The sequence below is a fragment of the Streptomyces sp. NPDC088732 genome (assembly GCF_044751205.1).
Taxonomy (GTDB): Bacteria; Actinomycetota; Actinomycetes; order Streptomycetales; family Streptomycetaceae; genus Actinacidiphila.
Genome location: NZ_JBIVLI010000025.1, coordinates 52,843 through 65,339 on the forward strand (window position 1 = coordinate 52,843; position 12,497 = coordinate 65,339).

Here is a 12,497-nt window from a genome sequence, read left to right on the forward strand (position 1 = left end):
CCTCAGACCGATGAATCCGGGCTCTCCTGGCTGTCGCCAGGCGCCTCGGGCGTCGAGTCCGTTGTGGAATCGGGAGAGGTCGGACTCGACGTCTCCGAAGCGTTCTCGGAGGAGTCGTCCGACCTGAAAAGCTTTCCCAGCTCGACCCCGTAGACCTTGGACAGGGCGACGGTCAGGCGGACGTAGTCGCCGATGAACGGCCGCTGCTCGAGGAACAGCTTGTGCTGATCGGCCCCGAGGAGGCTCTGGAAGGTCTGTCGCACCGCGGCGAGGAACTTCCGCGGCAGGGACGGCCGGCGGAACAAGCCCTTCACGATCTCCTCGACGCCGGCGTCGCCATCGGACGACTCCAGGATCTCTCCGAGCAGGCCGACCAGGTCGAGTTCGTCCGACAGGATCGGGTCCAGGGCGTCGGCCGGCAGCTCGGCCGGGAAGATGAACTGCTCACCCCCGAAGAGCACGGGGATGCCGTCGGGGAACCGGACTTCGCGGCGTGCGGCGTCCAGGTCGATGAAGTACGTCACGGCGTGACCTCTCTATGCGTGGCTGAGTCGCGGTGGTGCGGCAGCGCGCGGACAGTGGCAGCGCTGCGGGGCTTGTGTCGCGGCGTACGGCCGCCCCGGCTCGGGCGGCGTGGGGACGGCCGTACGCGGCCCGTCAGGCGTAGGTGAATCCGCCGACCTTGGTGGCGGTACCGCCCGCGGTGGTGACGACGATGTCCTTGGCTCCGGAGGCGCCAGCCGGGCTGATGACCGAGATCTGGTCGTCATCGGTTGCGACCAGCCCGGTGCCCTCCGCGGTGCCGAACTTGACGCTGGTGGCGCCGCCCAGGTTCGTGCCGGTGATGGTGACCTGCGTGCCGCCCGCGATTGCTCCGGTCGTCGGGTTCACCGCGGTGATCGTCGGCGCCGAGGGCTGGAACTCCGGGTCGTCCGTGACCACGTACCACGCGTCGACGTCGTCGCCGCCCTGCACGGCCAGGCGCAGGGGCAGGACGACCTCCTTGGTCTTGGCGAGGTCCTTCGAGACGCCTTCCATCTGCATCGTGCGGGGCACGATGTAGCGGTAGTGCCTGCCGCCGTCGACGACCTCGATGCAGGCCGCGACCTCGGAGCGGGAGCCGATCCGGGGAGGGGTGAACTTGTAGTGCTTCGGGCCGCCGCCGGCGGGGGTGATGGCGGAGATGGTTCCGCCGCCGTAGACCGCCTTGAAGTTCGGGCCGGACCAGTCCTGCAGGTCGACCTCGATCGTTGCCGCGTCGCCGGTCTGGAAGGTGCGGGTGGGGTACGACGACTGAGCGGACTTGACCTGCTCGAACGTCGGCTCGCTGTTGAACTTGAGGCTGTCCTCGGTGGTCAGGCCCACGCTGTACCAGCCCGCGGGCATCGCAACCGTGGCGTCCTCGGGCGCCTCGGTACCGACCGCGGCCAGCCACACGCGAGTGATGGCCGGGACAAGAATCTTGGTCATGAGGGGGCTCTCCATGCTGCTCGGGTGCAGGGCCCGGACACCATGGGGAGGCGCTCTGGTTAGCGTCGCGTCCTCACGGATGCAGCGTCACGGAGAGGTTCATCAGCCAGCGCGGCTGCCCGTCGATGAGCGGCGACCACAGCAGCACCCCCGAGGGCTTGATGCCGCTGATGACCGGTCGGCCGGGCACGTGGGGTGCCTCGACGCGAGCGATGGCGGCCTTGGCGCAGAGCAGCAGGATGCGGCGCAGTTCGGCCTTGCCGGGCCAGCCGCCGGGGTCGCCGTACACCTCGAGCGTCACCTCCGGTTCGGTCGCCCACTGCAGACGGCGGAAGTCCCCGCCGGGGCCGTGGCCGACGAGGAGGTGCGGCCACGGCGCTTCACGGGTCCCGGACACGCGGCCGGGGCCGCCGAGTGCTTCGGCGGCCTCGGGGCTCTGCTGGAGCCAGGCGACGAGTTCGGACACCGGGTCGGCGTCCGCGATGTTCGGCTCGATCATCAGGCGCGGTTGGCGTAGCCCTGCGTGCGCAGGTGGCGGGCGAAGTCCGGGTTGACGAGGACCTCGTCGCCCGGCTTGTACTCGGTTCCGTCGATGCGCAGGTGGTGCGCCAGGACGACGGTCACCGGGTCGACGTCGACGGACAGGGTCGGCCCGACCACGGCGGCCGGGACGGTGACGGTCGGGGTCTCCTCCGGCCGGGCCTCGGTCGTGGTGACGGCTGTGACCGCGTCGGCGGGCGCGGTGGGCGTCTCGGCGGTGGCGGGGGTCTTCTTGGGCGTAGTCATGACGGGCACTGTGGGCGGCGCGGCGGCTTGTGTCGCGCCCTCAGCGACGGGACGCGACGAGAGCGGCAGCGCGGGCCATGAAGTGGGCGCCGTCCGCAACGAGGTTGCCCGGGTACACGGTGCCGACCTCGGCCTCCACGATGCCCTTGGCCTGAGCGGTGACGGTGACCGTGACCTTCTTGCCGCTGACGACGGGCTGACCGGTGGTGATGTTCCGGGCGATGCCGTCCGGGTCGATCGCAGTGGTGCACCGGCAGTTCTTGATGTTCGCGACCGCACGGGACGACTGATCGCGGGGCTCCATCATGTACGTGTACTTGCCGAGGCCTCGGTGCCGGCGGTCCCAGCTCATGGAGTTGATCTCGAAGCGGAGGTTCCCGGGGACCTCCTGGCCCTGCGCTTGCACATGGGTCGGGCGGACCCTGTCATCGGCCATCGTCACCCACCGTTTGACGGGCGGCGCCAGCCGCTTCGCCTCGACCTCGACCTGCTGGGCGATGCGGTAGACGTGCGGGGCCAGCATCTGCGCCATGGCCTGCTCAAGGCCTTGGGCGGGCTTGAACTTCGCCATCAGGGGATCTCCGGCGGGTTGAGGGATGCCTTGGCCTCGACGTAGTCGACAGCCGGGCAGCCGAGCACTGTGTGGTTGCGGGTCTCAGTGAGCGTCCAGGCCCGGCCCGTTTCGTCGGTGACGGTGTCACCGGGCTTGACCGGCCACGCGGCGGGGTCCAACCGCAGCGACCAGCTCTCGTCGGGCTGCTCGAGGGCCGACCCGGGCCAGGTGCCCCGCGGGGCCGGCTTCTCGTTCGGGTTCGGTGGGACGGGCACGCCGTTGGCGTCGCGCACCCACGGGTGCTCCAGGACGTAGACGGTCAGGACGGCGTTCGGGAGGACGACGGCCACGGCGTGCTCCTTCCTCGGTCAGAAGCGGCGGTAGCGGCCGGAGGAGTACGGCCACGGTGCACGTGCGGGGTGGCTCTGGGGGGCGTAGAGGCGACGGCGCAGACCCGACAGGGAATCGATCGTGGGGGGTGCGCCGGCTTGCCCGGCGGCCGGGGCGGTCTCGTACGACAGCGACTGTCCTTCGGCGCTGACCGACGACACCCGGCGGCCCGCGGCTCCGACGCCGCCGGGCCGTTCCCGCTCGGACTCCGCCGCGTGCGTGGTGACGTACCGGACGATGGACTCCTCTGCGGATCCGTTGAGACCGACGAGGAAGTCGACGTCGTAGGTGCCGCCGGCCTGGGCCCGGTAGGCGAGGACCGCGACCTGGTCGTCCTGGTCGGGAAGCGGCCAGGCCTCCGGGTCGGAGAGGTCTCCCGCCCAGATCGGTGTGACGGCGCGCAGTGTGACGATGCGCGGGACGACGGGGCGGTGGAGGTAGCCCACCACGTCGGCCTGCGCCTTGCGGATGGCTGTCTCCAGCGCGGTGCGCTGCTCCGGGGTGAGGGGAAGCGGGACGCCCAGTTCGTCGGCGACCGCTTCCGGGGAGGTGACGAGGCCCAGCCCGTTGGGCAGATCCAGCCGCAGCGAGGCGTCTGTGACGGGCTGGGCGCCCTCGGTCGGGGTGAAGGTCGCCGTTGCCCAGTACCGGCCGGGTGGCACGTCGGGCAGCACGAAGCGGTACTTCCCGGCGCCCAGCCGGGCAGCGGGGCCCGCTGTGGCGACCGCAGTGCCGCTCCGGTCGGGCGTCGCGTACAGGTCCAGGCGGGTCACCTGGCCCCCGGCCGGTTCCGGGTCGTAGTGCGCCCCGCCGTACATGGGCTGGAAGTCGAAGGCCGACACCCCACCCCTCCTTACTGCTCGGTGTCGGCCTCGGCCGCCTGGGCGACGAGGCGCTCACGGATGCGGGCGGCGATGGACTCGGAGACGTGCGCGCCCCTGGGCTGGAGCAGCCGCTCGACCGGGGTGCTGTGCGGGCCGAGGTACACCCGCTCGACCAGGCGCACGGTGCACACGAGGGTGGATCCGTAGGGCGTGACGGGCTGGAAGACTGCCTCCGGGTCGGCCGGGGGCTCCTTGGTGGCGTCGTCGAGGATGATGTCCGAGAGGACGTCGGGGATGACCTCGGTCGGGCTCACGTGCGGGGGCTCCGCGGGCGGTTTGGGGGCCGCGTGAACGGCCGGGGGCTCCAGCGGGGCGACGTCGGGGGCCTGCGGTGCGGCAACGGTCGGCGCGGGAGTCTCCTCGGTCGCGGTGTCGTCCTCGGTCGCGGGTGCGGCCTGCTCGGTGACGGCGCCGGACGTGGCCGTGGGGTCGTCCGCGGTCGGGGGCTCCAGCGGTGCGACGTCGGCGGTCGCCGGCGCGGCGGGGGCCTCCGTCGGGTCCGTCTTGGCGGCGGGGGTCTTGCGGGTGGAGCGGGTGGTGGCGGCCATGAGTGGCTCCCTCTCGGGCTGGTGGTCCGTTCAGCGCGCACCCTGCACGGCACACCGTCCTTACGTCTCGTGCTGCGCGCGGAGGGCCCCCAGCACGTCCTTCTGCTGGGGGCCCTGCGGGGTGGGCGCAGATCAGGCGTAGAGGAAACCGCCGGTCTTGGTGATGTTGCCGGCGTCGTCGACCAGGACGACGTCCTTCGCTCCGGCGGCGTTCGCCGGGGCGTTCACGGTCAGCTTCGTCGCGGAGACGATGACCAGGTTCGTGCCCGGTGTCGCCCCGAAGTTCACTGCGGACACGCCGTCGAGGTTGGTGCCGGTGATGGTGACCGCTGTACCGCCGGCGGTGGTTCCCCCGGACGGGCTGACCGTGTCGATCGTCGCGGGCGGGAACAGCTTGTCGATCTCGGACTGGCGCACCACGGCGCCGGCCTTGTAGGCGATGGTCTTGATCGAGCCCTCGGGCCGGACGTCGCCGACGGGGGTGTACGGGCGGGTGCTGTACAGGTCCTGGGTGATGACCTTCTCCGGGTCCGCAACGGTGGTCGTCGGGAACGCGGCCTTGGTGACGCGGGTGCCGTTGGCCAGGTAGATACCCATGGCGATCTCTCCTTCGGGTGGTGGTCGGTGAAGGGTGCAGGGCGGATGCGGTTTGGGTCGCGTCCTACCGCGTGCAGTTGCAGAGTTGGGCAGCCATGGCAGTGGTGCCTTCGGGGAGTCCGGCGACGTCCGAGAGGACCTGCCCAATTGGGCAGGTGGGCTCGTGCCCTTTGTTCCCAAGGGTCGAGCTGAGGTTCGCGGCGTAGGGGGCCAGCCTCACTGCTGTGGCCAGCAGCCCTTCGGTGTAGGTCAGCCGGCTGTCCCAGCGCAGCGCCCGCCACAGCCGGAACCCCTCCTGGTACTCCTGGTAAGAGGGGTACGCGTAGAAGTGCGGGCCCTCCTCGCGGTCGGCCAGTTCGTCGATGGTGTATGGCCGCTGGCTGTCGGTGTGGGCCTGGTCGTAGCCCCACACCACGCGGCAGTTCGGCCCGTGGAGGCGGCAGCCGTAGGACACGGTGGGTGCCTTTCTAGAGGATGCGGAGGTCGTCCCAGCCGTCCGGGCCGACGCTGAGCACCAGGAGCCCGGACGTGGACACCTCGCCGGAGCGGACGGTGTACCAGTCGCTGCCGTTGTCGAGGGTGGGGGCCTGAATCCACAGGCGGCCGTGGCCCATCTGCTGCGCCCGGAAGTGGTGGAAGTGGCCTGTGACGAGGACCGCGGCGTCGGCAACGGGCTGCCGGCCGAACGTCTGCCCTCTCCACCAGTCCCCGGCCTTGTCGGGGCGCGCGTATTGGTGGCCGTGGGCCAGGCCGACGATGGTGCCGGCGACGTCGAGGCTCACCGTTTCGCGCCAGGTTTCCGGCACGACGAACGACACGTGCCCGTAGGCGTCGGCGTTGCGTGCGTACGCGTCGGCAACCTGGGACATGACCTCAAGGCCCCAGTCGTCGCTGGGCGGTCCCACTGCCTCACGTCCGCGGCGGACACGGCCGTGGTTGGAGCCGCACGTCGCAGCGACGACGCGGTCGAAGCGTCCGGCAAGCCGGTCCAAGCCCTCGAATGTGATCCTGCGGTGCACGCGGATCATCTCGGTCATGGTCAAGTCGTTGGTGTACGCCTGCTGCGCGGTGTTCTCGTAATTCTCCACACAGTCGCCGGCGTCCATCCAGTAGGCGGCGCTGGGGCCCCGGCCGACGGCCTTCAGGTCGCGGATGTGGTCGTCGAGCCGGTCGAACCGTTCGGCGACGCGGGCGACCAGTTCGGGCGTGCCGCCGTCGCGGCCGACCTTCCCGGCCTGCGCGTCGGCGTAGACGACGACCAGTGCGCGCTCGGCGGTGTCGACTGCAGTACGGGGCTTTCGGCGCCGCCGCATGGCGTCGCGGACCAGGGCGTCGACGTCGTCGGCGGACATCCACGCGGGGGTGGCCGGCTCGATGACGTAGCGGCAGCGCCACACGGCCCGGGTCACCGCGTCGTCGCCCTGGGCGTCGCGGTGCCAGGCGGCCGGGTCGTGGCGGGCCTCGACCAGGCGGACACGGAATCCGTCGGGGATGGCCAGGCCGAGCGCCTCGACGCGTTCCCGCCAGTCGGCTTCGCTGTTGGGCGGCTGCTCGGTGGCCGGGGTGGTGACGACCATGGTGCCGCTCGGCTCGTACCGGACACCGGTCTCCCAGCCGCGGGGCGTGGAGGCCTGCGGGCGCTGCACCTGGTGGGGCTGCGCCTGCAGGCCGCCGGTGGGCTCGAGGAGTTCCTGCAGATCGGTGGTGAGGGTCATCGCGGGCACCTGCACCCGTTGGACTCGCCGCGTCGCCGGTGCCGGGCGACCGTGAAAGCAGTGATGGCGTCCCCGTGGCGGCTGAGGGCGTCAGCGATGGCTCGTGCAGTGATGTCCGGGGCGTCGAGGGCGGAGCGGAGCGCCTCGGCCGTGGGCTCGTCGACGCGCTCCAGGAGGACCCCGACGCTGCACCGTGGCCCCTTGTTCGCCGGGGGCTGCGTGGCCAGGGATGCCAAGTCCGCCGCAAGGCCCGTGAGTTGCTTCTCGATCACCGTGGTCCTCCGTCGTCGTGATGGTCTTGCGTGGAGGGGGCGCCCCGCAGCACGGGTACGCCCCCTCACTCCGGGACGGATCAGCCGCCGGTCGGCGTGGTCCAGGTGCCGATGACGAAACTCTCCGGTCGCGGGACCTCAAGTGCCACGCGCTCGTCACCCCTGAAAGTGATCAGGCCGCGCTCGTAGTTGTCGGCGTTCTCGCTGGAGACGGTGACGCTGACAGACTCGCGGTCGTGGAGCTGCGCGCCCAGGCCGAAGGCGCCCACGAGGAAGTTGCTGTCCGACATGGCCGTGGTCTCGACGACGTTGAGGCGCCACACGCGCTTCTCGGCGCCGATCGCGACGGCGACCGCGACGCGGAATGCGCCGTTGTCGTCCTCTTCGACCTCGACGCCTTCCCACATGGTCGGGGAAATGACGATGCCGGTCGGCTCGTACTCGGCGAGCAGGGCCTTGGTGATGCTGCGGCGGATCTGGACGCTGTACTTGTCGCTGGCCAGGCCGGCGTACTGCTGGACACCAGGGGTGTTGAAGATGCCGGTGAGGGACTGGCCGTCGCCGACGCTGTGCAGCAGATCCCAGTCCTCGGCGTACTTCACGCCTTCGATCATCCTGGTGTTAATGAAGGTCTTGAGCCGAGGCTCGTCGGCGAGGATGTTCTTGTGGCTGTCGAGGAGGTGCGAAATCTCCGCGACCGGATACATCACCGGCACCAGGGACAGCTTGGAGCGCGGCGACCGGCCGTAGACGTCGGTGTCGGTGCCAGTGGCCGGCGAGGTGCCGTCCGCGGCGTACCGCTCCTTGACCTGCTTCGCGTTGTTCGTCCAGCCCGTCTCGCGGGCGCCGTACAAGACGGCCTGCTTGGTGGACGACTTGGGGAACAGGTCGCGGATGTGCATCTTGCGGAACGCGCGCTCCGCGATGCCGAGGTTCTGCGCGGAGCCCAGCACCTGGTGGGTGACCGAGCCTGCGGCCATGCTGAAGATGGACTTGCCTTCCAGGTCTGCCCGGACGTACGGGCGCTCCTTGAAGTTGGCCGCGGCGGCGCGCTTGTAGCCGTCGGAGTCGACGAACAGGTCGCCGAGCGACTTCTCCTCGACGCCGCTGTGCGGCTGGCCGTAGTGCATGGCCGCGGCCGGCGGGGCGTCCGGGGTGTCGAGGTACTGCTGGACCTGGGCCAGGCCCTGCTCGGCGTCGATGAGCGCCTTGATCTCCATCGCCTCGGCCGAGAGCTTCTTGAACTCTGCGGCCTGCTCGGTGGAGATGACGAAGCTCTTCTCCTCCGTCTTGAAGGTCTGGGCGACGCGCTCGGCCTCGTCCCGCTTCGCCTGGAGGTGGCCCTGCAGTTCCTTGATCCTGCTGTTGTCGGACACTGTTCGTTCTCCCTGTGCTGGGGGCGGTTGACGTGCGTCGCTCGCCCGGCCAGCACCGGGACGCCTCAACGCGAGGCGTATGGAAGAAGGGGAGATGGGTTAACGTCGCGCGCTGCCCGCTCAGTGCGTTCAGAGCGGGCAGCGCATAGGGTTTGACCTGCGGTTTTCTTGTTGCGTCGTGAATTTGCGGAGATGCTGCGGGCGGCCGAAGTGGTAGCTGAGTCGCGCGACTCAGCCCTGCATTGCGGCAAGGGCGGCTTCCACTTCGGCGATGTCGAGGAGGACCAACCCCTTCTGCTCCGGCTCCTTGCGGGGGGTGTTCTCGGGGGCCTGTGCCGGGTCCTCCGTGTCGTCGGCCGCGCCCGCGTCCGAGGGGTCGGAGGGGGCGTCGGTGTCGTCCTCGTCGAACGTGAACTCGTCCCACAGGGCCAGGCCGTCTGGGACCGTGGCCGACGGCTGCGGCTTGGGCTGGTCGGCCTTGGGGGTCACCTCCAGGCCCTTGGTGGACAGGGCCGCGATGAGGCGCTGGACGGTCTCGCGTACTTCCTCGAGCTGCTCCGGCTGCGCCGTGGTGGAGGAGATCCGCGCGGTGGCGTCGGTGAGGGCGTCCACGGTGGGCTGGACGACCCGGGCGTCGATGTCCTCCCCGCCGGTCGCCTCGCGGCGGTCGCTGGACCCGAGGGGCACGACGACCGTGACCAGCTCGACCGGCTCGGGCGTGCCGAGGATGATGGCGCTGGCGGTCGCCTTGTACGGCACGGAGAAGGTCGCGTTCGACGGGCCGGGCCCCTCGGAGTACACGGAGACGATGACGCGGTCGGGGTAGGTGCTCTCCACGCACGCCCACGTCTGGTCGTCTCCGCCGAGGAGTTCGCGGACGCTGTCGGAGATCCGGCTGCGGAGCTGCTCGTACGACTCGGGCATGGGCTGCGGGGTGGTCACGGAGGCCTCCGGGGCGGGTGTGGGACGGCTCTTGGCTTCGGCGACGATGGCGCGGGCCGACGTGGGCGGGATCGACTTGTTCTCAAGGCCTGCGCGGGCCGCAGCGACGGCCTGGTGCGCCGACTTCACCTCGGTGGTGTCCGTGTGGATCGGGTCGGTCGCGGGACGGGAGCAGACGCACTGGGGCGACCCGAGGCTCTTGGTGAAGGTGTGCGGGTGCACGGCGGACTCCCTCGCCATGCCGCACGTGCAGTTCCCCGCGTTGGATTCTGCGGACTGCTGGAAGGGGTGGAGTCCCTTGCTCTCCGCGCCTTGCCCGTTCATGGCCTGGTAGGTCGCCATGACCTTGGCGGCGAACTCGGAGGCTGCGGCGGACGGCTCGCTGTCGGCAGGGGCGGCAGCGGGCAGCGTCGCCTCGGCCAGGAGTGACCACGGGGTGTTCCGGCAGGCATCGCGCAGTGCTGGCATGTCCGGCAGCGCCGTGATCGGCCACCACGCGGTGACCTCGGTCAGTTTCCCGTCGGGGTCGTCCGGGTTGGGCACGCGGCGCTGGTCGTGCGGCACGTTGATGCGCAGCGAGTCCTCGGTGGGGACGATGGTGATGTACCCGCGGTAGATGCCGTTCGGCGCGGTCCAGGACCCCACGACCGTCGCGGTGCCGGGCAGCGTGGATCCGGTCTCCTCGTGCCACTCGCGCAGGGCTGCGGCGAGCGCGTCCTCCCCGTCCTCCAGGTGCCCGCCTGGCCACTCCCATGTGCCGGCTGCCGGGTCGTCGTCGACGAGGGCGCGCTGGATCATCAGGACACGGCCGGTGTCGGCGGCCTTGACGACGAGTCCGGCGACCTTGATGCCCGCGAGCGTCTCGGGCCCCAACTCGATGACGGGGGCCTTCGTCGACTTGTACTCCAGCCCGGCCGTGGCGGGGTTGGACTTGACCTCGAGCGAGCGGGTCATGGGGTGCGCGCCGTGCAGGACGGGGCTGACCTCGAAAAGATCCAGGTCGTGGATGACACGAACGCCGTCACTGCGGCGCGTCGCGCTGGCGGCGGGCACGCTGTAGCCGATGGAAAATGCTGCCTGCTTGTGCTCGTGCCACTGCTTGACCTGCCAGTAGGCGTCGCGGCCCTGCTGGGTGTGCATGTTGTAGGCCACGCTGGCGACGAGGGCGCCGGCCTCGGCCGGCCAGTCAGGAAAGTCGTCGAGTTCGGCGAATCGGGGGTCCCCGGGGGGCCACTCCTCGACTGCGGTCACGACGCCGACGGGGTCTTTCCACCCGTGGTGCCAGATGGTCTTGACCGGGCGTGAGGCCAGGGTGCGTGTGAAGGCGCCGGGCAGGATGAGGTCGTTGACCTCGTCGACCACGCCTGTGACGGCGTAGATTGCCCGGCTGGTGCCTCGCTGGGTGGTGCTGGGACGTGCGGGTCTGGTGGGTGGAGCAGCGGTCGGCACGGCGGGATCCTCCGGCGGTGGACAGTGGGCCGCCGGGCACCGTGCCGTTCGAGGCCGCTTACTGTCCCGTCGTGGTGGCGGGCTCCGGCTCCGAGGCCTCCGCGATCGTGCGTGCCTCTGCCCAGCCGCGGTTCCAGTACCGGTAGCCGAACTGCTGCTCCGCGTCGCCGAGACGGTCGTACGGGCAGGCGTCGGAGGGGTCTCCGGAGGTGAAGGCGGCTTTGCCCTCGTTGAGGACGGCCAGGTAGGACTGGCGGTTCATCTGCACTGGTCAGCTCCTTACAGGGGCGGAAACATTTGGTCTTGCTGGCCGCTGCCGCTGGGCGCGGTGCTGCCGGCGTCGGTGCCGTCTGTGCTGCTGTGGGTGCGGGTCATCTGCGCGTCGTCGACGTCGATCGCCCAGGCGTCGACGTCGCTGTACCGCCAGACCTGGCCGGTGGAGTCGCGGACCCACCCGGTCAGTGTGCCGTCCGGCGCCTGGTCGAGCCACGCCTCCTCGCCGTTGCTGCCGGTGTAGGCCGCGTACGCCTGGGCCGGGTCGGTCTCGTCGCCCTCGTCGTACATGTCGCCGGACCAAGGGCGGGTGTCGTCGGTCGGTGCCGGCACGTCGTTGGCGGCGGTGTCGTCGGCCGGGGCCCCCGCGGTGTCGTCCGGCTGCGGCGCGGACGGGGCGGCGGGGGTGTCCGCGGGCGGCTCGGTGGCCGCTGCGTCCTGTGGTGCTGCCGCGGGGTCCTCGAGCAGCTCCTCGTCGTCGGGCTTGTCTTTCCCGAAGGGGGGCTTGCTGCTGCCCTTCGGGAGCGCCTTGATGGCGAATCCGTATCTCGTCACGGGGCGAGCATGGACAGCGCGCACGGTTTGCGTCCTGGCGTGGGCGGGGGCCCCCGCGGTCAGCAGGAGTCATGGCCGGCAAGGTCGGTCCTGGCCCCGCGGCCGGGGCGGGCGGCGTGGGCCGCCCGCACCTCGTCCGCGTCGTACAGGGCACGAATCCTGGGGCCGGTGTCGTCGACGCCGATCCGCTTGATGCCCATGCGGGACAACTGGCCGTGGGCGGACGGCACCTTGATGCCGAGGTAGGCGGCGACTTGGCCGATGTCCCACCGTTCGCTGTCCGTGCTCATGGTCTCCCCTCGGAGTTCGACTGCTCACGACTTTGCATCATGTGATGCGAAGTTGCAAGCGGTTTGCCGAACCCGCCATTTCTGGCCTCAGGAGGCGACCTGCCCAATTGGGCAGGTCGCCTCTCGCTAAGGAATCCGGGGGGTTCGGGGCGCGCCCGCGCCCTCGTCGACGACGTTGGTGTGCTCCCGCAGAACCGCGAGGACGGTCGCCTCGTCCTCCGGCGCGACGGCCCGCAGGGGGCCCGTCGGCGACAGGGAGACGGGGCGGCCCTGGTGAAGGTCAACCAGGGCCGCGGCGCGGCGCGACCCCGCCACCGGGCGGTCGGCCTGCCCGGTGACCTGCACCGTGTAGGCCGCGCCGTCGTCGAACGTACCGGTAACGGTGAAGGGCATTGCG

At 70.7% G+C, this 12,497-nt stretch carries 17 protein-coding genes; all 17 read right to left on the reverse strand.

Going from position 1 to position 12,497, the window contains the following annotated elements:
- Positions 1-2: 2 nt before the first annotated feature.
- A complete protein-coding gene (locus ACIP9H_RS33670; protein WP_401962716.1) occupies positions 3-524 on the reverse strand; it encodes a hypothetical protein in 522 nt (173 codons plus the stop codon).
- A gap of 133 nt (positions 525-657) precedes the next feature.
- Positions 658-1,470, reverse strand: coding sequence for an IPT/TIG domain-containing protein (locus tag ACIP9H_RS33675; protein ID WP_401962719.1), 813 nt, complete (start codon positions 1,468-1,470; stop codon positions 658-660).
- Between the two features lie 73 nt (positions 1,471-1,543).
- The gene (locus ACIP9H_RS33680) at positions 1,544-1,969 is read right to left on the reverse strand and encodes a hypothetical protein (protein WP_401962722.1); all 426 of its coding nucleotides are present in this window, start codon (positions 1,967-1,969) and stop codon (positions 1,544-1,546) included.
- A complete protein-coding gene (locus ACIP9H_RS33685) occupies positions 1,969-2,256 on the reverse strand; it encodes a hypothetical protein (RefSeq protein WP_401962725.1) in 288 nt (95 codons plus the stop codon). Before ACIP9H_RS33685 ends, ACIP9H_RS33680 begins: the two co-directional genes overlap by 1 nt.
- A gap of 40 nt (positions 2,257-2,296) precedes the next feature.
- Entirely contained in the window at positions 2,297-2,827 is a 531-nt protein-coding gene (locus ACIP9H_RS33690) for a hypothetical protein (RefSeq protein ID WP_401962728.1), read from the reverse strand.
- Positions 2,827-3,159, reverse strand: coding sequence for a hypothetical protein (locus tag ACIP9H_RS33695; RefSeq protein ID WP_401962731.1), 333 nt, complete (start codon positions 3,157-3,159; stop codon positions 2,827-2,829). Before ACIP9H_RS33695 ends, ACIP9H_RS33690 begins: the two co-directional genes overlap by 1 nt.
- Before the next feature lie 18 nt (positions 3,160-3,177).
- Positions 3,178-4,041 (reverse strand): hypothetical protein, encoded by an 864-nt coding sequence (locus tag ACIP9H_RS33700; protein WP_401962732.1) that lies wholly within the window; start codon positions 4,039-4,041, stop codon positions 3,178-3,180.
- Positions 4,042-4,052: 11 nt separating this feature from the next.
- Positions 4,053-4,631, reverse strand: coding sequence for a hypothetical protein (locus tag ACIP9H_RS33705; protein ID WP_401962735.1), 579 nt, complete (start codon positions 4,629-4,631; stop codon positions 4,053-4,055).
- A gap of 132 nt (positions 4,632-4,763) precedes the next feature.
- Positions 4,764-5,228, reverse strand: a complete 465-nt coding sequence (locus tag ACIP9H_RS33710) for an IPT/TIG domain-containing protein (protein WP_401962736.1) — start codon at positions 5,226-5,228, stop codon at positions 4,764-4,766.
- 64 nt (positions 5,229-5,292) lie between these two features.
- Positions 5,293-5,682, reverse strand: a complete 390-nt coding sequence (locus ACIP9H_RS33715; RefSeq protein WP_401962739.1) for a hypothetical protein — start codon at positions 5,680-5,682, stop codon at positions 5,293-5,295.
- Between the two features lie 13 nt (positions 5,683-5,695).
- Positions 5,696-6,943, reverse strand: a complete 1,248-nt coding sequence (locus tag ACIP9H_RS33720; protein WP_401962742.1) for a hypothetical protein — start codon at positions 6,941-6,943, stop codon at positions 5,696-5,698.
- Positions 6,944-7,295: 352 nt separating this feature from the next.
- Positions 7,296-8,591 (reverse strand): phage major capsid protein, encoded by a 1,296-nt coding sequence (locus ACIP9H_RS33725; protein WP_401962745.1) that lies wholly within the window; start codon positions 8,589-8,591, stop codon positions 7,296-7,298.
- 231 nt (positions 8,592-8,822) lie between these two features.
- A complete protein-coding gene (locus ACIP9H_RS33730; protein WP_401962747.1) occupies positions 8,823-10,895 on the reverse strand; it encodes an NUDIX domain-containing protein in 2,073 nt (690 codons plus the stop codon).
- A gap of 145 nt (positions 10,896-11,040) precedes the next feature.
- Positions 11,041-11,250, reverse strand: coding sequence for a hypothetical protein (locus tag ACIP9H_RS33735; protein ID WP_401962750.1), 210 nt, complete (start codon positions 11,248-11,250; stop codon positions 11,041-11,043).
- Positions 11,251-11,261: 11 nt separating this feature from the next.
- Positions 11,262-11,810, reverse strand: a complete 549-nt coding sequence (locus tag ACIP9H_RS33740) for a hypothetical protein (RefSeq protein WP_401962752.1) — start codon at positions 11,808-11,810, stop codon at positions 11,262-11,264.
- Positions 11,811-11,869: 59 nt separating this feature from the next.
- A complete protein-coding gene (locus tag ACIP9H_RS33745; RefSeq protein ID WP_401962755.1) occupies positions 11,870-12,100 on the reverse strand; it encodes a hypothetical protein in 231 nt (76 codons plus the stop codon).
- Between the two features lie 126 nt (positions 12,101-12,226).
- The gene (locus ACIP9H_RS33750; RefSeq protein ID WP_401962758.1) at positions 12,227-12,493 is read right to left on the reverse strand and encodes a hypothetical protein; all 267 of its coding nucleotides are present in this window, start codon (positions 12,491-12,493) and stop codon (positions 12,227-12,229) included.
- Positions 12,494-12,497: the final 4 nt, after the last annotated feature.